The organism is Periweissella fabalis (assembly GCF_012396505.1).
GTDB classification, from domain to species: Bacteria; Bacillota; Bacilli; order Lactobacillales; family Lactobacillaceae; genus Periweissella; species Periweissella fabalis.
Genome location: NZ_JAAXPN010000004.1, coordinates 1 through 21,966, shown reverse-complemented (window position 1 = coordinate 21,966; position 21,966 = coordinate 1). Strand labels below are relative to the sequence as shown.

The window sequence follows — 21,966 nt, the reverse complement described above, 5'->3', positions numbered from 1 at the left end:
AATTGGTGGGAGATACATGGAAAATCGTTTTACACGCCGAGCGCGTAAGAAAAAAGGCTATCGTTCAGATTTGCCATTTCGGTTAAATTTGATTTTAGCAGTCGTGTTTGGTTTATTTGCGGCATTGATTGGTCAATTGTATTATTTACAAGTCTCAAAAGGGGCATTCTTTGTAGCAGATGTTAATCGAACTGATACATTAGTTGAGACAACTAATGTTCAACGGGGGATGATTTATGATTCAACTGGACAAGTGTTGGTTGGAAATAAAGCCTCAAAAGCAATTTCATATACAAAAGGGGTCAATGTCTTAAGTAGTCAAATGTATGACACTGCCAATCGTTTAAGTAAGTATTTAAATGTTGATACATCACAACTTGCGCAACGTAGTGTAGCTGATTATTTACTAGCAGATGATAAAACAACTAAAGAAATAAATGCTCGGATAAAAAACTTTAAAGATCTATCGCCAAATGCGCAATATAAAGCCGAATTGAATGAAGTTTTTAATCATCCAAAGCGTTATGAGTTAACACCCGAACAGCAAAATGCAGCGATGATTTTTCAAAAGATGACCGGAGCTTATCAACTATCAACTACTTATATTAAAGAAGGTGGGGTTAGTGATGAGGCTATCGCTCAGATTGGTGAACATTTAAGCTCGATGCCAGGTATTACCATCTCAACTGCTTGGAAACGTGATTATCCACAAGGAAAATCAATTCAAGCCGTTATTGGAACGGTTTCTTCAGAAAAAGTAGGGTTACCAGCTGAAAACTTAAACGTGCTACTTAGTAAAGGTTATTCACGAAATGATTCTGTTGGACAAAGTTATCTTGAAAAGCAATATGAACCAGTATTGAAAGGTACAAAAGGGCAGACAGAATTTGAAACCGCATCAAATAATAAAATCTTAAATGCTGTTGAAGGTTATCCTGGTCGAAAAGGTGATAATTTAGTATTGTCAATCAATGCAAAATTCCAAGCGGCTATGGAAGATACTTTACGTAAAAATCTTTCTGGTGGATTAACATCTGGAGCTTATGCTGTAGCAATGAATCCATATACTGGTGGAATTTATGGTATTGCTGGGGTAAATCGCGATCCTAAAACTGGTAAAGTCACATCAAATGCTTTGGGTGCAATTAATCAATCAATTGTTATGGGATCGGCAGTAAAACCAGCTATGGTTACTGGTGGTTTGAAGTTAGGTGTTATTACACCAAATAATAATGTAATTAGCGATCAACCAATTAAAATAGCTGGAACTGCCCCAATGAGTTCTGATTGGAATAAAAATGGTGTGGTACCAATTACCGCACAAACAGCATTAGCACTATCTTCAAACTCGTATATGATGCAATTGGCATTACGCGAAGGTGGTGTTCAATATCATCCAGGGATGGGATTGAAGAATCTTAATCCAGATTTATTCACGATTATGCGAAATAACTTTAATTTATTTGGTTTAGGTGTTAAGACAGGAATTGACTTACCAGGTGAGTCTGCAGGGATTGTTGGGCCAAGTACCCGTGCTGATTTAGGTAAAGCTTTAATGGAATCATATGGTCAATATGATGCATATACTGTCTTACAATTGGCACAATATGTTTCAACGATTGCTAATGGTGGTTATCGGATGCAACCACATGTTGTCCAATCTATTATGTCATCTAACTCCCAGGGTAAATTAAGTAATTTACAAACAACAATTCAACCAAAAATCTTGAATTCAGTTGGTTGGACACCTGCACAAAGAGCAGTTGTTACAGAAGGAATGCAACAAGTTGTTGCTGGTCCAAATCCTCGCCGTACAGGGCAAGCTTTACAAAAAGTTACTCCAACTCCATATGCAAAAACGGGGACAGCAGAAACTTTTACTGACGGGCAACCAACGTTGACATTAAGTTTAATTACTTATATTCCGGGTTCAAATATCGCAATTGCCTTGGCTATGCCTAGTGGACCACAATCTAACTTTGGGTCAAACTTGAATATTAATATGGCAATTGATATTTATGATGCGTACTTCAAGTATGTTGAAGATAAATCAACTGTTGCAGGATACACACCTAGTGAAGGCGAAAATCAAGAAAAAACAATTAGTACTAGTAATTGATTTTGATATCTGGTATTATAGTTTGAGTTGAGGGAGCGTGTGCTAAGAGATTAGCCACCCCCCTAGATTTATTGAGAAATTAATACTGGAGGGTTTTGACATGCGCATTAACATTACTTTAGAATGTACTGAATGCGGTGAACGCAACTACTTGTCAAATAAGAACCGTCGGAACAACCCTGACCGTCTTGAAGTTAACAAGTACTGCCCACGTGATCGTAAGGTTACTTTACACCGTGAAACTAAGTAATTTAATTTACTAACAAAAAAGTACAATGAGTTTACTCATTGTACTTTTTTTGTCTTATTTATGGTAGGTCATAAATGACCAATGAATCTCAATAGTTTTGTTGGTTGATTTAATGTGGCGTGCTATAATATGTAATACCAAAAAATTTATTATGAAAAGAGGTTTACCGTTTTGGAACCTGGTCCGTCTTATTTAATTAATGTTGTTGTCATTGTATTAGTGTTAATGTTAGCCGTTTTATTCACGCTAACTGAGTATGCATTAGTACGTGTACGAGTTAGTGCCTTGCGTGCTCTTAAAGAAGGGCGTAATGGTTCAACACGTTTAATTGATGCTGCAATTCATATGACTGAAAATTTAACTGAGTATCTTTCAACAGCCCAAGTAGGGATTACTTTAACAAGTCTTATTCTTGGGTGGATTGGGGAAGTTACGATTGCTGATGCAATTGTTGCTACTGGAATTCTACCAGCAAATGTTGCGCAAGGTATTTCGTCAATTATAGCTATTTTATTATTTACAGTGATTCATGCTGTGTTTACTGATTTAGTGCCTAAAAATATTGCGATTGCTGATCCAGTTAAAATTTTGTTGTTTATTGTACGACCTGTACGTTTCTTCCATATTGTGTTATACCCTTTGATTTTTATTTTAGATCGAACTGCCAATCTGTTTACACATTTACTTGGCTATCCAACGGCTGCAGATGAAGATATTTACTCTCAAAATGAAATTTTATCGTTATCTAAAAACGCGGCTAAGGCTGGGGAATTGGATGAAGAGGATCTAACTTTTATGGAGCGCGCTTTTGATATGAATGATAAAGTGGCGGTAGATATTATGGTCGATCGAACATCAATGTGTGTGGTTGATGTAGATACGACTATTCACGAAGCACTTGAAATATACATTCAAGAACGTTATTCACGGTTACCAATTATCGCAGATGGTGATAAAGATAAAGTTATCGGATACGTGTATACTTATGATTTAATCCGTCAGGGACGTATTAATGATTCAGAGCCAGTTGTTAAAATTATGCGTGATATTCCTGCTGTACCAGAAAATATGGATGTTCACGATGTCCTTAAGGTGATGGTTGCTAAACGTGCCCCAATTACAATTGTTGTTGATGAATACGGTGGAACTTCGGGATTAATTACTGATAAGGATATTTATGAAGAATTATTCGGTTCTGTTCGTGATGAAATTGACGACGTAGCGGATGATTATATTCAGAAGTTAGGCAATTACAAATATAAAGTAAGTGGTAAAGTTTCACTTTATGATTTGGAACGTTATTTTGACGTGAATATTAAAGATTTTGAAGAAGATGAAGCAGTTACTCTGACAGGTTATGTACTTAATCATGAGCCAGATTTTCGCACTGGCGATGTAATGCATGTGGCCAATTTTGAAATTAAAGCCTTAGATTACGATAATGCGTACATTAATGAGTTTGAAATTACAAAGTTAGCGCCAGAAATCAACGAAGATATTGAAGAGTAATTTAAAAAGGATGGTAAGTTTATAAACTTACCATCCTTTTTATTTTTGTTGTAAAGAATGTTTTGTTATTGTAAAGTCTTTTATAAAAGTTCATTTTTAGCACTTTTAAATTTAAATTTTTTTAAAAAAGTCCGTAATTTTCCAAATAAAATTCCTGAATTTATAAAAAATGTACATAAAACACGAACTATACACTTGCTAAGTTATAAATGTTAGGGTATGCTATTAGAGGTTTGTTATTCAATAGATATTGATGAAGAGGTATATATATAATGGCTGGAATTGTTGTTGTTGGAAGTCAATGGGGTGATGAAGGAAAAGGTAAAATTACTAATTTCCTGGCCCAAGATGCAGATGTAATCGTTCGTTACCAAGGTGGAGATAATGCTGGACACACGATCGTGTTTAACGGTCAAAAGTTCGAATTGCGTTCAATTCCATCAGGTATTTTTGACGATGATAAACTTGCAGTTATTGGGAATGGATTTGTGTTAAACCCACAATCTGTCCTTGAAGAACTTGCATACTTAAATTCACAAAATGTGAAAACTGATAATTTACGGATTTCAGATCGAGCACAAGTCTTGTTCTCATACCACAAGTTAATTGATGTCTTACAAGAAGAAGCAAAAGGTGATGATAAAATCGGAACGACTGGTAATGGTATCGGACCTGCGTACACTGATAAATACGCACGGGTTGGTATTCGCGTTTGTGATTTACTTGATCGTGATGTTTTATCAAAACGGTTACACGCCGTGGTTAGCCAAAAGAATGAACTATTAACAAAAATTTATAACCATGCACCAATTGATGCGGATGCATTAGTCGAAGAATACTATGCTTACGGTCAAGAATTGAAGCAATACGTCACTGATACAGCTTACTTAGTTGATGAAGCCTTTCGTGCCGGTAAAAAAGTTTTATTTGAAGGTGCCCAAGGGGTTATGCTTGATGTCGACCATGGTACTTACCCATATGTAACGTCATCTAACCCAATCGCTGGTGGGGTGACGACTGGGGTTGGGGTTGGTCCAACAAATATTACCGATGTTGTTGGAGTTGCTAAAGCATACACTTCTCGTGTTGGTGAAGGTCCTTTCCCAACTGAATTGCTTAATGAGACTGGTGATCACATTCGTGAAGTTGGTCATGAATATGGAGTTGTTACTGGCCGTCCACGTCGGATTGGTTGGTTTGATTCTGTTGTAATGCGTCACTCTGCCCGGGTGTCAGGTTTAACTAAACTTTCAGTTAACTGTATTGATGTGTTAACTGGTATTGAAACATTAAAAATTGCGACCGCTTACGAACTTGATGGCAAAGAAATTAAGTACTACCCAGCAAGTTTTAAAGATTTAGAACGAGTAACCCCAATCTATGAAGAATTGCCAGGTTGGACAGAAGATATTACTAGTGTTACAAAACGTGAAGACTTACCTAAAAACGCCCAAGCTTACTTGAAGCGAATTGAGGAATTAGTTGGTGTTGAAATTGCAACCTTCGCAGTTGGTCCTGATCGGGATCAAACTAACGTATTATTAAATGTTTGGACAGGAGAAAAGTTTTAATGATTGATCGTTATTCACGCCCAGAGATGAGTGCCATTTGGTCACTTGAAAATCAGTATGCAAGTTGGTTAGAAGTTGAAGCAGCCGTCGTTAAAGGATGGGTTGAAGAAGGCCATATTCCTGCAGCCGACTATGATAAAATTCGTGCCAATGCAACTTTTAGTGTTGAACGTATTGCCGAAATTGAAGCAGTTACGCGCCATGACATGGTCGCATTCACACGCAATGTTTCTGAATCATTAGGTGATGAAAAGAAATGGATTCACTATGGTTTAACAAGTACAGACGTCGTCGATACAGCGCAAGCATTACGCTTAAAGCAAGCTAATGCCATTATCTTAGCTGATTTAATTAAGTATCGCGATGTCGTTGCTGAAATGGCACTTAAGTACAAAGACACTGTTATGATGGGGCGGACACATGGAGTGCATGCGGAACCAACTACTTTTGGTTTAAAAGTCGCTCGTTTTTATGCCGAAGCCGTTCGCAATATTGAACGCTTTAAAACTGTGGCGGCGGCTGTTGAGACTGGTAAACTTTCAGGAGCTGTAGGAACATTTGCTAATGTTCCTCTTGAAGTTGAAGAAGTTGCAATGAATGAACTCGGTTTAAAACCAGCTTTAATTGGGTCACAAGTTTTACCACGTGACTTACATGCAGACTATATTAATACTCTGGGCTTGATTGCGACAAGTCTTGAAAACTTTGCTACGGAAATTCGTAGTTTACAACGTTCTGAAATTCATGAAGTTGAAGAAGGTTTTGGTAAAGGCCAAAAAGGTTCTTCAGCTATGCCTCATAAACGTAATCCTATTGGTTCAGAAAATATTTCTGGCTTGGCTCGGGTTGTGCGTGGCCACATGGTAACCGGGATGGAAGATATTACGCTCTGGCATGAACGTGATATTTCACACTCTGGTGCGGAACGAATTATTTTAGGTGATACCACCATTCTTGTTGATTACATGCTTCACCGCTTTACTAGTATTTTAGAAAACTTAGCCGTTTTCCCAGACACGATGTTAGCTAATATGGATCGAACTTACGGTTTGATTTACAGTCAACGACTCTTATTGAAATTAATTGACGCTGGTTTAAGCCGTGAAGCTGCTTATGACACTGTACAACCAATGACTGCCAAATCATGGGACGAGCAAGTACAATTCCGTCCTTTGGTTGAAGCAAATGCAACTGTGCAAGAATACTTGAGCGCTGATGATATTAATGACGCTTTTGATTACAGTTACCACTTGAAGAATGTTGATGCAATCTTCAAACGCGTTGGTTTATTAGATTAACCACAAAAGGATTATAAATAATGGATATTCAAATTGATCGCGTAATTATGGATGAAGATCAAATTCAAGCAGCGGTAAAAAAAGTTGCTGGAGAAATTCGTCGAGATTACGTCGGTAAACGCCCTGTAATGGTACCTATCATGAAAGGAGCGGTTGTTTTTACGGCTGACTTACTCCGTGAACTTAGCGACATTGAATTTGATTTTGACTATGTTGATGTTTCAAGTTATGCTCATGGTGAATCAACAGGCGAATTAAAAGTTGAAGTCAATGTTCGTAAAGATATTACCAATCGTGACGTGATTTTGATCGATGAAGTTATCGATACTGGTTTAACAGTTGATTTCTTAATTAAGGAATTTACTAAATTGGGTGCAAAATCTGTTAAAACAGTGGTTGCCGTCGATAAAAAGGCTGGGCGTAAAATTGAAATTGAGGCCGATTACGTTGGGGCCGATGTTCCTAACGAATATTTACTCGGTTATGGGATGGATTTAGACGGTTCACACCGATTTCTTCCACAAATTGTCGCCATTAAAGCTTAATGTAAGAATATTTGTGGCATAACTATTTTTATATAGTAATTTGCGACCAAAATATGGCTCAAAGGTGTAATATATAGAAAAATCTCAGGAGAAATTTATTTTTTTCTGAGATTTTTGTTAGTTTCTTCTCAATACTGGCCAGTCTTTAGTATGCTACTATTAAAATACATTCTTGGCTTGTACCGTACTCATATTTCGTTATAATATATTATATTAAAAAAATGAGGTGATATTAAGATGGCATTTACACAAGTAGCCCAATTAACAGGTGATACTGATACTTACGAAATTAGTCCCCAAATTAAAAAATATGCATTGATGGATACAGGATTTGTACAACAAGCAAATGGTTCATTTCAATTACTACGCCAACTTGAAACTTCTAAGGCATTTGCTGATTCATTTAAGTTAAAAGTCGTTGTTAACGCAGAATTAACTGGTTTTAAGATTAAAGTTGTTAACGCCAAGGGGACGGCCGTCATTAATATTTTTAATCACCAAAATTCAGCGGCCTTAAAAGAACAATTTGGCTATTTTGTTGATGAATTGATTGCCCGCGATATTTTAATTCGTAAATAAACTAATTTTTTGCTTTTAAATGATTTCAAAAGCTTAAAAAAATGGTATTATATTAGTTAGTAAACAAGTCATAATTAGAACTGAAATTAGAGACGTTTTGGATGGTGAAAAAAACGCAGATCAATTATTGATGCTCTTACGATGATTGTCCTAGCAATAGGACCGTTACTCAGCGTTAACGAGTATTTAAGAGGTAATCGATTTAGATCGTTGCAAGTAGAGTGGTACCACGTGGATAGCGTCTCTACATGCGATGGTCTTTTTTTATTCTATTTTTTGAAAGTGAGACATTTTTAACATGAAAGAATTATCATCAGCCGAAATTCGGTCAATGTTTCTTAAGTTCTTTGAAAGTAAAGGACATAGTATTGAACCTTCCAAGTCATTAGTACCAGTTGATGATCCAACTTTACTTTGGATTAACTCTGGGGTAGCCACTTTGAAGAAGTATTTTGATGGCTCAGTTGTTCCAAATAACCGTCGAATTACTAACGCTCAAAAGTCAATTCGAACTAACGATATTGAAAACGTGGGCCACACTGCGCGTCACCACACTTTATTTGAAATGATGGGTAATTTCTCAATTGGAGACTACTTTAAAGAAGATGCTATTCCATGGGCGTGGGAATTATTAACATCCCCTGAATGGTATGCTATGGATCCAGAAAAATTATACATTACCGTTTATCCAGAAGATACTGAAGCAAAAGAAATTTGGCTTAAAACTGGTGTGCCGGCAAGTCATATCTTTGATGTTGCGGACAACTTTTGGGATATTGGCCAAGGTCCTTCAGGTCCCGATTCAGAAATTTTTTATGACCGTGGTGAAGAATTCTTAGATATTCCGGCTGATGATCCTGAAAATTACCCTGGTGGTGAAAATGAACGTTACTTAGAAATTTGGAACATTGTCTTTTCACAATTTAACCACACGCCTGAAAATACTTATGAAGAGTTACCACATAAGAATATTGATACCGGGATGGGGCTTGAACGGGTGGTTTCAGTATTCCAAAATGCTAAGACAAACTTTGAAACAGATTTATTTATGCCAATTATTAAAAAGGCTGAAGAACTTGGTGACGGCGTTAAATACGGTGATTCACCAATTACGGATATTTCATTCAAAGTTATTGCCGATCACGCTCGGGCGGTAACCTTTGCGATTTCTGATAGTGCCTTGCCTTCAAATGAAGGTCGGGGTTACGTTATTCGTCGTTTACTCCGCCGTGCTGTATTACACGGTCGCAAACTAGGCATTAATGGTGCATTCTTAACGCAATTAGTGCCAGTAGTTGGTCACATCATGGAATCTTACTATCCTGAAGTTTTAGCCAATGCTGAATACATTGAAAGTGTTGTTTTAGCTGAAGAAAAACGCTTTAATGAAACTTTATCAGATGGCTTAAAGATGTTAAACGATGTGATTGCAAATGTTAAATCATCTGATAGTGATGTTATTGCTGGTAAGGTGGCCTTTAAACTTTACGATACATATGGTTTCCCATATGAATTGACCGAAGAATATGCGGATGACGAAGGTTTGAAAGTAGATCGGGCTGGCTTTGATGCAGAAATGCAAGCCCAACGTGAACGTGCCCGTGCTGCCCGTAGCGATGCTAAATCAATGGGCGTGCAAAACCCATTATTAACAGACTTACACACGGAATCTAAATATGTTGGTTGGACAACTGAAATCGTTGAAGACGCGCAATTAGCTGATATTATTGTTGATAATGAATTGGCCGATACAGTGCGTACTGGTCAAACGGCCGATGTTATCTTTACGCAAACACCATTCTATGCGGAAATGGGTGGTCAAGTTGCTGACCGTGGCCAAATTTTGACGTTAGCTGGTGAAGTTGTTGCGGAAGTAACTGATGTCCAAAAAGCTCCCAACGGCCAACACATTCACTCATTAAATGTTTTAGCTGACATGAAGAAGGGTGAACACTATCAATTAGTAGTTGATCACAAATTCCATGAATTAGTTTCTAAAAACCACACTGCAACCCACATGCTTGACCAAGCGCTACGTAATATTTTAGGTGGCCACACGAGCCAAGCGGGTTCATTAGTTACACCGGATTACCTCCGTTTTGACTTCTCATACAACGGGGCCGTTCCAGCTGAAAAGCTTGATGAAATTGAAGCACTTATTAATGAAAAAATTGCCGAAGCTTTACCAATTTCATGGATTGAAACGGATATTGAATCAGCGAAGAAACTTGGGGCCGTAGCCGTCTTTACGGAAAAATATGGTGAAAAAGTCCGCGTGGTTTCAATTGGTGATTTCAATGCTGAATTTGATGGTGGAACACATGCTAATAACACGAGCGAACTTGGCTTATTCAAGATTGTAAGTGAATCAGGAATTGGTGCGGGTATCCGTCGGATTGAAGCAGTCACAGCTAACGTGGCCTTTAAATTGACGAAGGAACACGAAAATCAATTAGTGCAAATTGCTAATGCCGTGAAAGCACCACAATTAAAAGATGCTCCTGAAAAGGTCTTGGCATTACAAGCTCAAATTAAAGAATTAGAACGTCAAGTAACTAGTTTAGAAGCTAAAATTGCTAATTCAGCTGCTGCTAATATTTTTAATGATATTAAAACATTGGGAACGCACTCAGCAATTATTAGCCAAGTTGAAGTTTCAGGAATGGAACAGTTACGGGCAATTGCTGACCAATGGAAAGAAAATGCGAGTTCCGATGTGTTAGTATTAATTGCCAAAACTGGTGAAGACAAGGTTAACTTAATTGTTGCGATGAGTAAGCCAGCCATTGCAACTGGTATCAAGTCAGGTGATTTAATTAAAGCGATTGCACCATTAGTTGGTGGTAACGGCGGTGGTCGGCCTGACTTAGCCCAAGCCGGTGGTAGTAACCCAGCTGGAATTGCCGATGCCTTAGCAGCAGCAACTAGTTGGTTAAATGAACACTAATAGATAATTGCTTTAATAGATGTTAAATGCCAAGTTTTAGGTATTTATTGTATACATGTTCTTTGTTTACGTATACAATGTTCATAGTAACGTTTTAGTCTGGAGGTAGCTATATGAGTTCATTAGACGAGACAACATTCTTTGATTTTGGTAATGTACAACCAATTGATGTACATGATACGCTTCAAACGGTTTACAATGCTTTGGAAGCCAAAGGATATGACCCAATCAACCAAATTGTTGGTTATCTTATTTCTGGTGATCCTGCGTACATCCCACGTTTGAATGATGCCCGAAATCTTATCAGAAAGCACGAGCGCGATGAAATTATCGAAGAGCTTGTGAAGAGTTATTTAAATAAATGAGTCGATTATTAGGTTTAGACGTTGGTTCCCGTACCGTTGGAGTAGCAGTCAGTGATATCATGGGATGGACTGCCCAAGGGGTTGAAATTATTCGAATTGATGAAGATCAAAAAGAATTTGGAATTGAACGCATGAAAGAGCTTGTTGCGGAATACAAACCAGGGGGATTTGTCCTTGGATTGCCTAAAAATATGAACAACACGCTTGGTCCTCGGGCCGAAGCAGCCCAAGCATATGGTGATTTATTAGTAGAAACATTTGGTTTGCCAATTGATTTTATTGATGAACGCTTAACAACGGTTGAAGCTGAACGGATGTTGGTTGAAGAAGCTGATACATCACGTAAAAAGCGGAAACAAGTTATTGATAAGTTGGCTGCAAGTTTAATTTTGCAAAATTACTTAGATGCAAATGGTAAATTAACGAAAGTATGAGGTATGCCCTATGGCTGAAGAACCACAAGAACAACAAATCACACTAGTAGATGAAGATGGAACAGAAACTTTATTCAACGTCCTCTTCACATTCACATCTGATGAATACAACAAGTCATACATCTTGCTTTATCCAGAAGGTACTGAAGATGACCAAGAAGTAGATATCCAAGCCTTCTCATTTAACCCTGATGAAGATGGTGAAGCTACTGAAGGTGATTTACAAGCAATTGAAGATGACGCTGAATGGGACATGGTTGAAGAAGTGTTGAACACTTTCTTAGATGATGATGGTAACTTTGAAGCTTAATGTACCGTTTCTAGTGGTCAAAATTTGATTTTTAGAATAAAAAAGACTGGTAGATTCGATTTTGAGTCGCCGGTCTTTTTATTTAAAGAGAACGAGGAAAATACAGAATGCATACGTACGCTATTACTATACTTAATCAAACTTTTATTGGTGATCAACCTGAACCATTTTTTGATGTAGTTACTTTTTTAGCTGAATTATCAGAAAATCAAACCCAAGATATTGTGTATTTGAAAAAACTAGCAACTGAGACACAATTAATGCCTAATTATGATGATGGTAGTGGACAAATGGTTACAGAAAAAGTTGCTAAAATCTTAGATGTCTATGAATTAATTGATGAAGTTCAATTTGAAGGTAATCCCGAAGTTAATAGTCGGCAAATTGTACCAGCTAAACCGATGGATTTAGACCAATTTTTAGCAACCTTTTATAGTGATTATGTTTATGAAGATGATTTTAAAGATTAACAATACGAACATGGGCGAACATTAGTTTGAAAAACCTTATTTTTTCAAGTATAATAGGCAATAACTAGAATTTGAGGAATAAGGGGTGATACAATGGCACGTGGCGAAAGTAAACAAATTGAGGTTTTACGATTTATTTACGAAAAACAAACCCAAAAAGGCTATCCGCCAACAGTTCGTGAAATATGTGAGGCGGTTGGTTTAGCCTCGACGTCAACGGTACATGGTCATATTGTGCGATTGCAAACCAAAGGGTATCTACGTAAAGATAGTACAAAACCACGGGCAATTGAAATTACCGATGAAGGTTTAGATATTTTAGGAATTTCAAGTAACCCAGGCCAAATTCCAGTAGTTGGTTTAGTAACTGCTGGTACACCGATTTTAGCGGTTGAAGAGCAAGCAACTGAATTTTTCCCATTACCAGCTGATTTATCAGCTTATGACGGCGATTTATTTATGTTGAATGTAACAGGAACGTCAATGATTAATATTGGGATTTTAGATGGTGATCAAGTGATTGTTCGTAAACAAAATCAAGCTGATAATGGTGATATAGTGGTTGCCTTGACTGATGAGGATGAAGCGACTGTAAAACGCTTTTTCCGTGAAAGTGGACATTTTCGTTTGCAACCAGAAAATGATACAATGGAACCAATTATATTGGATACAGTGACAATTTTAGGAAAAGTTGTGGGCTTGTATCGTAATTCAGTATACTAACAAGGTAGGTAGTTACATTGGAACGAGAACAATTACGTCAGCGGATTAATGAGTTATCCGCAAAACATAAAGCAGAAGGTTTAACTGCAGAAGAAGAAGTTGAACGTCAAGCCTTACGTGAAGAGTTTTTAGCTAATTTTAGAGAAGCTTTTCGATCACAAGTAGAAATGATGCAACTTTTTGATAAAGCTGGAAATGAAGTTACACCTGATAAGGTTAAAGATATTCAACGCAAGAAGGGGCTACGCGACGATTAACCCTTTTTTTCTAAAGCAGAATAAAGTAAACTAAATATATTACAAATATTGAGGAGTTAGCTTACATGTCATTCTTAGCTGTTGTTTTAATTATTTTAGCGCTTGTAATTGGATTTGTGGGTGGTTTCTTTGCCGCTCGTAAATACATGGAAAATTACTTGAAGAACAATCCACCAATTTCTGAAGAAATGGTGCGTTCAATGATGATTTCAATGGGTCAATCACCTTCACAAAAACGTTTGAAACAAGTGATGGCTTCAATGAAGAATCATACTAAATAATAAAAAAGCCGGCTGATGAATTTATTTTCATTAGTCGGCTTTTTGTATGCTATTCTTTTGTTACTTTAGGTTTGGGGTCAACGTATTTGAAACTTGGATCTAAATCATAGTCAAGTTTATCAAAAGATGTTTGTAATTTTTGGGTAAAAGCATTGATGTTTTCATTATCAAGTTTTTCACGTCGTTCAACATAAATTGGATCACCAAACATAATTGAGACATTATTACGTTTGAAAAGTTGTGAAAATTTGACAGGGCCTTGATATACTACAGGGACAACCGGACGACCAGATAGTTTAGCAATCATCATCGTGCCAGCCTTTAACTCACTGCTATGCCGAGAACCAGTTGGGAATATAATTAATCCTAGATCTTCACTTTTAAGATTTTTTACAGGAGTCTTAATTGCAGAAGGCCCTGGGTTTTGCCGATCAATTGCGAAGGCATTGGCATGAACTAAAATCCAGCGTAAAATGGGATTTTTGAATAACTCAATTTTAGCCATGAAACTAAACTTAAGCGGTGCACCAGCAACTGCAAAAAACAACGGATCCCACCAAGTGCGATGGGGGCCAGCTAAAATGAAAGTTCCTGCTGGAAGTTTATGGTGGTTGTAAATTTTGGTTTTACCATTAATAATAAAAAGTAGAAAACGGACGATTATCCGTGCAATAGAATAAAACATTATCTTGGAGCTCCTTTAAAAAACTTTTATACTTTTTAAGTATGCAAAATTCAGCTCCTTAAAGCAAGTAGGGAAATTTTTATGACAAAAGTACACTTAAAATCTGACGAACGAATTGATCAATTATTTAGTCAAAATATTCAAATAATTCAAAGTGCTAGTGTTTTTGCTTTTTCATTAGATGCCGTTTTATTGGCACATTTTGCTAAAGCACCTAAAGGCGGACGCGGGCATACAGTTGATTTATGTGCCGGAAACGGTGCAATTGGCCTTTTTTACTCGCAAAAAAGTATCGGGAATATTACAGAAGTTGAATTGCAACCGCGCTTAGCTGACATGGCAACTCGTTCAATTATGCTAAATAATTTAGAAACTCGAATAAATGTGCTAAACATCGATTTAGCAGATACGTTAAGTTATATCAAAAGTGGAACGGTTGAAACGGTATTATGTAATCCACCTTATTTTTTAAGTAGTGAAACATCTCAAAAAAATCCTAATGAACACTTGGCCATTGCTCGACATGAAATTACGACAAATTTGGATACTGTTTGTCAAGTGTCTAGTCGATTATTGAAAGATAATGGCAAGTTATTCATGGTTCACCGTCCCGATCGCTTAGTTGATGTTTTACTTGCAATGCAAGCTGTTCGAGTAGCACCAAAACGTATTCAATTTGTACATCCAAAAGTGGGTAAGGAAGCTAATATAGTTCTAATTGAAGCAATCAAAAATGGTAAGAGTGGTGGAGTGAGGGTGTTAGATCCGCTAACCGTATACGACATCGACGGCCATTATACGCCAATGATTAAGCAGGTGTTATATGGAGAATGATAAAGCTTATTATATGTATGTAATTTTAACAGCAGATAATATGCTATATACAGGTTTCACAGACAATGTTGCTCGCCGATTTGCAACCCATCAGCAATATAAAGGGGCAAAATTTACAAAAATTAAAAGTAAACATCCACTAAGATTGATTTACCAAGAAGTTTTTGATAATAAACATGATGCACTTTCAGCTGAATGGCATTTTAAACATCAAACTCGTGCTAAAAAAGAACAATATTTACGTAGTCATGGTGTCAAAATTTAAAATAAAAAGTAGCTAATTTTTACTTGCATCGACTAATTATATTTGGTAATATATTAAACGGTGTTAAAACCAATTCACACCTTAATCAATGTCGACTGGGTTGCGAGCGATCGTCCAGCTACAAATGCGATTAGGGGAGGAATAAACAAACTTTTGGAGGAATAACTCATGGCAGTTATCTCAATGAAGCAATTGCTCGAAGCCGGTGTCCACTTTGGTCACCAAACTCGTCGCTGGAACCCTAAGATGAAAGAATTTATCTTTACTGAACGTAACGGTATCTACATCATCGACTTACAAAAGACTGTAAAACTTGTTGACCAAGCTTACAACTACGTACGTGACGCTGCTAAAGACGGTGCCGTTGTATTGTTTGTTGGTACTAAAAAGCAAGCCCAAGACGCTATTGCTGAAGAAGCAAAGCGTGCTGGTCAATTCTACATCAACCACCGTTGGTTGGGTGGTACTTTGACAAACTGGAATACTATTCAAGCGCGTATCGCACGTTTGAAGGAACTTAAAGCTATGGCTGAAGATGGTACTTTTGATCGTCTTCCTAAGAAAGAAGTTGCTTTACTTGTAAAGCAAACTGCTAAGCTTGAAAAGTTCTTGGGTGGTATCGCAGATATGCCTAAGATTCCTGATTTGTTATTTGTTGTTGACCCTCGTAAGGAACAACTTGCTGTTCAAGAAGCACACAAGTTGAACATTCCAATCGTAGCTATGGTTGATACTAACGCCGACCCAGATGACATCGATGTTAAGATTCCTTCTAACGATGATGCTATCCGTGCCGTACGTTTGATCACTGCTAAGATGGCTGACGCAATCATCGAAGGTAACCAAGGCGAAGACCAAGTTGATGAAAACTCATTTGGTGCTGATGATTCAGTTGAATCAATCGAAGAAATCGCTGCCGTAGTTGAAGGCGACAACGCTGAAAAGTAATTAAATGTTTAGAGTAGGCTGTCACAATAGTTTTGCTAGATTAATCTGGCTAACCTGTGGTAGTCTATTTTTTTGAAAAAAAGTAGCTTTCTGGCTTTTTTTAACTGCTATTTTGGCAGATTTAAGGTACAATTAAAAAAGATAATAATTATTGATAATAACGATTTTAAGGAGATTTAATAACTCATGGCTATTACTGCTACTCAAGTTAAAGAATTACGTGAAAAAACAGGTGTTGGTATGATGGACGCCAAAAAGGCGCTTGTCGAAGTTGATGGAGACATGTCAAAAGCTATCGACTTACTCCGTGAAAAGGGTATGGCTAAGGCTGCTAAGAAGGGTGACCGGATTGCTGCTGAAGGTATGACTTATGTTGCTGTTAAGGATAACGCCGCAGCTATCGTTGAATTAAACTCTGAAACTGACTTCGTTGCCGGTAACAAAGAATTTAACGACTTATTACACGCTGTTGCTAACGCAATCGTTGAGTTCAAACCAGCTGATGTTGAAGCTGCTTTAGAACTCAAAGTTAGCGATTCAGAAACTCTTAACGACATGATTATCCACACTACTCAAATTACTGGTGAAAAGATTACTCTCCGTCGTTTTGTTATCGTTGAAAAAGAAGCTTCACAAAGCTTTGGTGCGTACTCACACATGGGTGGCCGTATTTCATCACTTGTATTGCTTGATGGTGCCGATGCTGAAACTGCTAAGGATGTTGCAATGCACGTTGCGGCTATTAACCCACAATTCGTTTCACGTGACGAAGTGCCTGCAGATGTTGTAGCACATGAAAAAGAAGTTCAAATGAACGCTGAAGATATGGCTGGTAAGCCAGAAAACATCAAGGAAAAGATTGTTGAAGGTCGTTTAAACAAGTTCCTTGCTGAAATCTCATTAGCAGATCAACCATTTGTTAAAGATGGTGACCAAACGGTTGCTAAGTACGTAGAATCAAAGAACGGTTCATTAAAATCATTCATCCGTTACGAAGTGGGTGAAGGTATGGAAAAGAAAAACACTGACTTCGCTGCTGAAGTTATGGGCCAAATTAACTAATTTTAATAAGTTAGTTATTTAAAAGAGGCGCGCATTCGGGCGCACCTCTTTTTTTTAAGAAAAATGGGACGTTAAAGAGATTTACTAAAGGAGCATTAATACGAATGAGTGAAGTTAAATATAAACGTGTTTTAATGAAGTTAAGTGGGGAAGCCCTCGCTGGTGATCAAGGACGTGGAATTAATCCTATTTTTGTGAAGCAGGTGGCAGAAGAAATCAAAGAAGTACATGATTTAGGTGTTGAAATTGCTATCGTTGTTGGTGGTGGTAATATGTGGCGTGGAGAAGCAGGTGCTGAGCTTGGAATGGAGCGTTCGCAAGCTGATTATATTGGAATGCTAGGAACAGTTATGAATGCTTTAGCATTACAAGATAGTCTTGAAAATCTAAACGTACCAACACGTGTCCAAACTTCAATTGAAATGCGTCAAATTGCTGAACCATATATTCGTCGTAAAGCTGTTCGCCATCTTGAAAAGAATCGAATCGTTATTTTCGCTGCAGGTACAGGTTCACCTTACTTTTCAACTGATACTACGGCAGCTTTGCGGGCAGCTGAAATCAATGCAGATGCAATTTTGATGGCGAAAAATGGGGTTGATGGAGTTTATTCCGCTGACCCACGTACTAACCCTGAAGCCGAAAAGTTTGATACATTAACACATTTGGATATCTTAAATAAGGGTCTTCAAGTTATGGATTCAACTGCAAGCTCATTATCAATGGATACAGATATGCCATTGATTGTTTTTAACTTTAACGAACAAGGAAATATTAAACGTGTAGTTGAAGGTGAAAATATCGGAACTACTGTTAAAGGAGATAAATAAAGATTATGGCAAATGCAATTATCACTGATGCTCAAGCACGCATGGAAAAAGCGGGTGAAGCACTCCAACGTGAATTACAAAATATTCGTGCAGGTCGGGCCAATGTTGGTTTATTAAACCGTGTTGAAGCTGAGTACTATGGAGCGATGACACCACTTAATCAAATGGCCTCAATTCAAGTTCCTGAAGCGCGAGTGCTTTTAATTACACCATATGATAAATCAGCTTTGGATGCAATTGAACATGCGATTTATGCTTCGGATTTAGGATTGACACCGTCAAATGATGGGACATCAATTCGCCTAGTAATTCCTCAATTGACTGAGGAACGTCGTAAGGAATTAGCAAAAGATGTGAAGGGTGAAGCTGAAAATGCAAAAGTTGCGGTTCGTAATGTACGACGTGACGCGATTGACACTCTTAAAAAGCAACAAAAGGCGAATGAAATTACAGAAGATGATTTGCATGATTTAGAAGATCAAGTACAAAAAGCAACTGATGCTGCGGTTAAAAATATTGATGCAATTGCCAAAGATAAGGAACAAGAATTGTTAACTATCTAGTTTTGAGAATTGCATTTAAAAAGCGATTTATTAGTACTCAAAAACGAGTATTAATAAATCGCTTTTTTATTTATTTAACTTATGTAAACATAAATTATTATTTAGTTGAGTTATGTTTCTTATTTAAAATAAAATTAAAAAAATAATATATTTATGATTTTTTTGAAAAAATCAACTAATAAGATTGGCATATTTATTGGAATTTCCAATTAATTTAATTTTTTTTTGAAAAATTAAAAAAATATGCTGATTTTTACATAAGATATCCCAAGTTTGCGAAAAAAAAATTAGTTTGTATTTTTGATGCAATAATTAATGCATGTTCTAAAATAAATTTACTGTGGGGGATTTTTTATGTCCAAGAAGAACAATTATTATAAATTAATGCATGAAACAAAGTATGAACACTTTAAAATGTATAAGGCTGGTAAGCAATGGTTTGTTGCCGGTATGTCATTATTTGGGGGTGTGTTAGGAGCAAGTGCGGTGGGTACGCAAGTCGCGCACGCCGATATTTCTAACGGAAATAGTGATACTGCAAAAGAAGTTGATCAAGGGGCGGTGCTGGCCACGCAACAAACGGCCACAATTCCTGCTGCATCAACAAGTACTTCAGCAGTAAATACTAGCACTAGTCAAAGTACTTCGACTTCTGAAAGTTTATCTAAGAGTATTTCAGAAAGTATCTCAACAAGTACTTCAGCTACTAATGCAAGTACAAGTAAGAGTGCATTAGCTAACAGCACTTCAAATGCATCAACAAGTATTTCAGAAACAAGCACAAGTACATCAGATGCATCAACAACTAGTACAAGTACATCAGAAGCGTCAACAAGCACATCAACAACTAGTACAAGTACATCAGAAGCGTCAACAAGCACATCAACAACTAGTACAAGTACATCAGACGCATCAACTAGTTCAAGTAAAGCAGCAACCAGCACTAAAGGGTCTGCTTCAACTTCTAACTCACTTACAAACAGTACGACTGTTGATGAAGTAGCAGCTAACAAAACCGCTACTGCATCAGCACAAAAAGCATTAGCTCTTGCATTGCCTAAAAATGCAACAGTTACTGTTGATGCAACAACTCACGAATTGAGTATTGTATTAGCAAATGATCAAACACCAAGCACTGCGATTTTAAATGCTGCCCAAGCATATGCAGAAGCCAATGGTTTGGTTGTTAATTTTAACCACCGCACAGTTGCAGATACTACTACCACTAAACCTACTAACTTTGGTGATTACAAGAGTTCAGTACTTACATACTTGAATCAAAATAAATTAGCAACACAAGCACAAATTAACTCTGCACAATTCCAATCAGTATTAGCTAATAGTTACAAGAGCTTCTTAGCACAACCAAAACAACATGATGCTGTTGCGGCTAGTGGAATACCAGGGCCAATGCAAACACCATCAGATCCAGCAATTTGGTTTCTTGTGTATTTAACTGGTGGATTTACAACATCACCAAAACAAGTTACGAATACAATTGTTAACACGAGCACAACCGTGAAAGCATCGTTTAGCCGATCAGCTTTTGAATTCATACTTGGACAGTCTCATTATACATGGTACATGTATAACCCTACTACAAAAAAATGGGACATAGCACCAAATGATAACAAAGCGACACAGCCTTCTATACTAAATTTAAATCCGATTGGAGATTTAGTATATACACCCACCCAAACAGGGACTTATTATTTCCAATTAAAAAACAATGTTAGCGGATTAATTTATAATTTAAATTATTACTCACAGGTTATTCAAGTTAATGTCTTTGACAAATCTCAAAATGCAACGAAAATTACTACTAATGTTGATCAAAGTTACTTGTATTACAACGGTCAACAAACACAAGCAAATGCTAATGTTGGTAATGGTACAGGTGACGTTAAATGGACTTCAGATAATGAGTCCCTTGCAAAAATTGATTCTGTAACTGGGGTGATTACGGCCAACAACGCAAAGCAATCAGGGGTTGTAACATTTACAGCAACTATTACAAATCCAGATGGCAAAACACTTTCAAGTAAAGTGCAAGTAAAAGTCGGTGGAGGATTGGATAACCAAACTGTAACAGCTGGTTCAACCGCAACGTTCCCAATCCAAGGTACTGTTGCACCTAAAAATGCAACGATTGTTTATCAATGGTATCAAGTTGGAGCAGGATCATTTGGTAGTAACAAACTATTAACTGATCAAACAGGATCAACATTAGTATTGAACAATGTTGCACAAACTGCTAACGGTACACAATACTATGCTATTATTAAAGTTACACCTATTGATTCTAAGGGTAAAGCTGGTGATACTTCATCTTTCCAAACTAATACAGCTACCTTGACAGTTGTTTCTAATACACCAACAAACTCAACTTCAATCTCAAATAGTACATCACAATCAACCAGTAGTAGTACTTCTATTCCAACAAGTACATCAAAGGTTGTAAGTGATAGTGATTCTATGAGTACTAGTGATTCTACCTCACAAAGTGATAGTACTCTTGCACCTTCACGCTCAGCGAGTGCATCATTGTCAGATTCAGAATCAACAAGTACTTCAGAAGTTAAGTCAACTTCAATAAGCACTTCAGTATCTGACTCAGAATCAACATCAACAGTCGATTCAGCGTCAACAAGTGCTTCAGAAGTTAAATCAACATCATTGAGCACTTCAGTATCAGATTCAGAATCAACATCAACAGTCGATTCAGATTCAGCATCAACAAGTACTTCAGAAGTTAAGTCAACTTCAATGAGTACTTCAGTATCTGACTCAGAATCAACATCAACAGTCGATTCAGATTCAGCATCAACAAGTACTTCAGAAGTTAAATCAACATCGTTGAGTACTTCAGTATCAGATTCAGAATCAACAAGTGCTTCAGAAGTTAAATCAACATCATTGAGTACTTCAGTATCAGATTCAGATTCAGCATCAACAAGTGCTTCAGAAGTTAAATCAACATCATTGAGCACTTCAGTATCAGATTCAGAATCAACATCAACAGTCGATTCAGATTCAGCATCAACAAGTACTTCAGAAGTTAAGTCAACTTCAATGAGTACTTCAGTATCTGACTCAGAATCAACATCAACAGTCGATTCAG

At 37.1% G+C, this 21,966-nt stretch carries 23 protein-coding genes; 22 read left to right on the top strand and 1 reads right to left on the bottom strand.

The features are described from left to right. The first annotated feature begins 16 nt into the window (after positions 1 to 16). From HF964_RS04885 to HF964_RS04815, 15 genes are all read left to right on the top strand, one after another. On the top strand, positions 17 to 2,119 hold the full coding sequence (locus tag HF964_RS04885) for a peptidoglycan D,D-transpeptidase FtsI family protein (protein ID WP_246220250.1): 2,103 nt from the start codon (positions 17 to 19) through the stop codon (positions 2,117 to 2,119). A 100-nt stretch (positions 2,120 to 2,219) separates the two neighbouring features. Beyond that, positions 2,220 to 2,369 (top strand): 50S ribosomal protein L33, encoded by a 150-nt coding sequence (gene rpmG, locus HF964_RS04880; protein ID WP_168721942.1) that lies wholly within the window; start codon positions 2,220 to 2,222, stop codon positions 2,367 to 2,369. Between the two features lie 171 nt (positions 2,370 to 2,540). After that, complete coding sequence (locus HF964_RS04875; RefSeq protein ID WP_168721941.1) at positions 2,541 to 3,878, top strand: hemolysin family protein; 1,338 nt, start codon at positions 2,541 to 2,543, stop codon at positions 3,876 to 3,878. Between the two features lie 272 nt (positions 3,879 to 4,150). Next, the gene (locus tag HF964_RS04870; RefSeq protein ID WP_168721940.1) at positions 4,151 to 5,449 is read left to right on the top strand and encodes an adenylosuccinate synthase; all 1,299 of its coding nucleotides are present in this window, start codon (positions 4,151 to 4,153) and stop codon (positions 5,447 to 5,449) included. Then, complete coding sequence (gene purB / locus HF964_RS04865) at positions 5,449 to 6,747, top strand: adenylosuccinate lyase (RefSeq protein ID WP_168721939.1); 1,299 nt, start codon at positions 5,449 to 5,451, stop codon at positions 6,745 to 6,747. The genes HF964_RS04870 and purB overlap by 1 nt, the downstream gene beginning before the upstream one ends. A gap of 20 nt (positions 6,748 to 6,767) precedes the next feature. After that, entirely contained in the window at positions 6,768 to 7,292 is a 525-nt protein-coding gene (locus HF964_RS04860) for a phosphoribosyltransferase (protein ID WP_168721938.1), read from the top strand. 237 nt (positions 7,293 to 7,529) lie between these two features. Continuing rightward, entirely contained in the window at positions 7,530 to 7,871 is a 342-nt protein-coding gene (locus HF964_RS04855) for a DUF1831 domain-containing protein (protein WP_168721937.1), read from the top strand. Positions 7,872 to 8,169: 298 nt separating this feature from the next. Next, a complete protein-coding gene (gene alaS, locus HF964_RS04850; RefSeq protein WP_168721936.1) occupies positions 8,170 to 10,818 on the top strand; it encodes an alanine--tRNA ligase in 2,649 nt (882 codons plus the stop codon). Positions 10,819 to 10,931: 113 nt separating this feature from the next. Next, a complete protein-coding gene (locus HF964_RS04845; RefSeq protein WP_168721935.1) occupies positions 10,932 to 11,183 on the top strand; it encodes an IreB family regulatory phosphoprotein in 252 nt (83 codons plus the stop codon). Further along, the gene (gene ruvX, locus HF964_RS04840; RefSeq protein ID WP_168721934.1) at positions 11,180 to 11,617 is read left to right on the top strand and encodes a Holliday junction resolvase RuvX; all 438 of its coding nucleotides are present in this window, start codon (positions 11,180 to 11,182) and stop codon (positions 11,615 to 11,617) included. The genes HF964_RS04845 and ruvX overlap by 4 nt, the downstream gene beginning before the upstream one ends. A 10-nt stretch (positions 11,618 to 11,627) precedes the next feature. Then, positions 11,628 to 11,927, top strand: a complete 300-nt coding sequence (locus tag HF964_RS04835; RefSeq protein ID WP_168721933.1) for a DUF1292 domain-containing protein — start codon at positions 11,628 to 11,630, stop codon at positions 11,925 to 11,927. Positions 11,928 to 12,034: 107 nt separating this feature from the next. Continuing rightward, complete coding sequence (locus HF964_RS04830) at positions 12,035 to 12,397, top strand: hypothetical protein (RefSeq protein WP_168721932.1); 363 nt, start codon at positions 12,035 to 12,037, stop codon at positions 12,395 to 12,397. A gap of 93 nt (positions 12,398 to 12,490) precedes the next feature. Continuing rightward, complete coding sequence (gene lexA / locus HF964_RS04825) at positions 12,491 to 13,120, top strand: transcriptional repressor LexA (protein ID WP_168721931.1); 630 nt, start codon at positions 12,491 to 12,493, stop codon at positions 13,118 to 13,120. Positions 13,121 to 13,137: 17 nt separating this feature from the next. Beyond that, complete coding sequence (locus HF964_RS04820; protein ID WP_168721930.1) at positions 13,138 to 13,377, top strand: DUF896 domain-containing protein; 240 nt, start codon at positions 13,138 to 13,140, stop codon at positions 13,375 to 13,377. A gap of 65 nt (positions 13,378 to 13,442) precedes the next feature. Continuing rightward, positions 13,443 to 13,658, top strand: a complete 216-nt coding sequence (locus tag HF964_RS04815; RefSeq protein ID WP_168721929.1) for a YneF family protein — start codon at positions 13,443 to 13,445, stop codon at positions 13,656 to 13,658. Between the two features lie 49 nt (positions 13,659 to 13,707). Here HF964_RS04815 and HF964_RS04810 read toward each other — a convergent pair whose 3' ends face one another. Continuing rightward, positions 13,708 to 14,343 carry a lysophospholipid acyltransferase family protein gene (locus tag HF964_RS04810; RefSeq protein WP_168721928.1) on the bottom strand — a complete coding sequence of 212 codons (636 nt, stop codon included), beginning with the start codon at positions 14,341 to 14,343 and terminating at the stop codon, positions 13,708 to 13,710. Between the two features lie 81 nt (positions 14,344 to 14,424). Here HF964_RS04810 and HF964_RS04805 point away from each other — a divergent pair, with 81 nt between their 5' ends. The 7 genes from HF964_RS04805 to HF964_RS04775 form a co-directional block, all read left to right on the top strand. Then, entirely contained in the window at positions 14,425 to 15,177 is a 753-nt protein-coding gene (locus HF964_RS04805; RefSeq protein WP_168721927.1) for a tRNA1(Val) (adenine(37)-N6)-methyltransferase, read from the top strand. Next, on the top strand, positions 15,167 to 15,442 hold the full coding sequence (locus HF964_RS04800) for a GIY-YIG nuclease family protein (protein WP_168721926.1): 276 nt from the start codon (positions 15,167 to 15,169) through the stop codon (positions 15,440 to 15,442). Before HF964_RS04805 ends, HF964_RS04800 begins: the two co-directional genes overlap by 11 nt. A gap of 168 nt (positions 15,443 to 15,610) precedes the next feature. Continuing rightward, on the top strand, positions 15,611 to 16,390 hold the full coding sequence (rpsB, locus tag HF964_RS04795) for a 30S ribosomal protein S2 (RefSeq protein WP_168721925.1): 780 nt from the start codon (positions 15,611 to 15,613) through the stop codon (positions 16,388 to 16,390). Between the two features lie 186 nt (positions 16,391 to 16,576). Continuing rightward, positions 16,577 to 17,452 carry a translation elongation factor Ts gene (gene tsf / locus HF964_RS04790; protein ID WP_168721924.1) on the top strand — a complete coding sequence of 292 codons (876 nt, stop codon included), beginning with the start codon at positions 16,577 to 16,579 and terminating at the stop codon, positions 17,450 to 17,452. Positions 17,453 to 17,556: 104 nt separating this feature from the next. After that, a complete protein-coding gene (gene pyrH, locus HF964_RS04785) occupies positions 17,557 to 18,282 on the top strand; it encodes a UMP kinase (protein ID WP_168721923.1) in 726 nt (241 codons plus the stop codon). A gap of 5 nt (positions 18,283 to 18,287) precedes the next feature. Beyond that, positions 18,288 to 18,845: a ribosome recycling factor gene (gene frr, locus HF964_RS04780; protein ID WP_168721922.1), complete on the top strand. Its 558-nt coding sequence runs from the start codon at positions 18,288 to 18,290 to the stop codon at positions 18,843 to 18,845. Positions 18,846 to 19,199: 354 nt separating this feature from the next. Continuing rightward, positions 19,200 to 21,966, top strand: a 2,767-nt coding sequence (locus HF964_RS04775; protein ID WP_168721921.1) for a KxYKxGKxW signal peptide domain-containing protein, incomplete at its 3' end; no start/stop codon positions are given.

Coding starts and splice junctions, on each gene's coding strand:
- HF964_RS04805 (WP_168721927.1), top strand. CDS start 14,425: ATGACAAAAGTACACTTAAAATCTGACGAACGAATTGATCAATTATTT.
- rpsB (WP_168721925.1), top strand. CDS start 15,611: ATGGCAGTTATCTCAATGAAGCAATTGCTCGAAGCCGGTGTCCACTTT.
- lexA (WP_168721931.1), top strand. CDS start 12,491: ATGGCACGTGGCGAAAGTAAACAAATTGAGGTTTTACGATTTATTTAC.
- HF964_RS04845 (WP_168721935.1), top strand. CDS start 10,932: ATGAGTTCATTAGACGAGACAACATTCTTTGATTTTGGTAATGTACAA.
- HF964_RS04830 (WP_168721932.1), top strand. CDS start 12,035: ATGCATACGTACGCTATTACTATACTTAATCAAACTTTTATTGGTGAT.
- tsf (WP_168721924.1), top strand. CDS start 16,577: ATGGCTATTACTGCTACTCAAGTTAAAGAATTACGTGAAAAAACAGGT.
- HF964_RS04870 (WP_168721940.1), top strand. CDS start 4,151: ATGGCTGGAATTGTTGTTGTTGGAAGTCAATGGGGTGATGAAGGAAAA.
- pyrH (WP_168721923.1), top strand. CDS start 17,557: ATGAGTGAAGTTAAATATAAACGTGTTTTAATGAAGTTAAGTGGGGAA.
- HF964_RS04815 (WP_168721929.1), top strand. CDS start 13,443: ATGTCATTCTTAGCTGTTGTTTTAATTATTTTAGCGCTTGTAATTGGA.
- HF964_RS04855 (WP_168721937.1), top strand. CDS start 7,530: ATGGCATTTACACAAGTAGCCCAATTAACAGGTGATACTGATACTTAC.
- alaS (WP_168721936.1), top strand. CDS start 8,170: ATGAAAGAATTATCATCAGCCGAAATTCGGTCAATGTTTCTTAAGTTC.
- HF964_RS04860 (WP_168721938.1), top strand. CDS start 6,768: ATGGATATTCAAATTGATCGCGTAATTATGGATGAAGATCAAATTCAA.
- purB (WP_168721939.1), top strand. CDS start 5,449: ATGATTGATCGTTATTCACGCCCAGAGATGAGTGCCATTTGGTCACTT.
- rpmG (WP_168721942.1), top strand. CDS start 2,220: ATGCGCATTAACATTACTTTAGAATGTACTGAATGCGGTGAACGCAAC.
- HF964_RS04800 (WP_168721926.1), top strand. CDS start 15,167: ATGGAGAATGATAAAGCTTATTATATGTATGTAATTTTAACAGCAGAT.
- frr (WP_168721922.1), top strand. CDS start 18,288: ATGGCAAATGCAATTATCACTGATGCTCAAGCACGCATGGAAAAAGCG.
- HF964_RS04810 (WP_168721928.1), bottom strand. CDS start 14,343: ATGTTTTATTCTATTGCACGGATAATCGTCCGTTTTCTACTTTTTATT.
- ruvX (WP_168721934.1), top strand. CDS start 11,180: ATGAGTCGATTATTAGGTTTAGACGTTGGTTCCCGTACCGTTGGAGTA.
- HF964_RS04835 (WP_168721933.1), top strand. CDS start 11,628: ATGGCTGAAGAACCACAAGAACAACAAATCACACTAGTAGATGAAGAT.
- HF964_RS04885 (WP_246220250.1), top strand. CDS start 17: ATGGAAAATCGTTTTACACGCCGAGCGCGTAAGAAAAAAGGCTATCGT.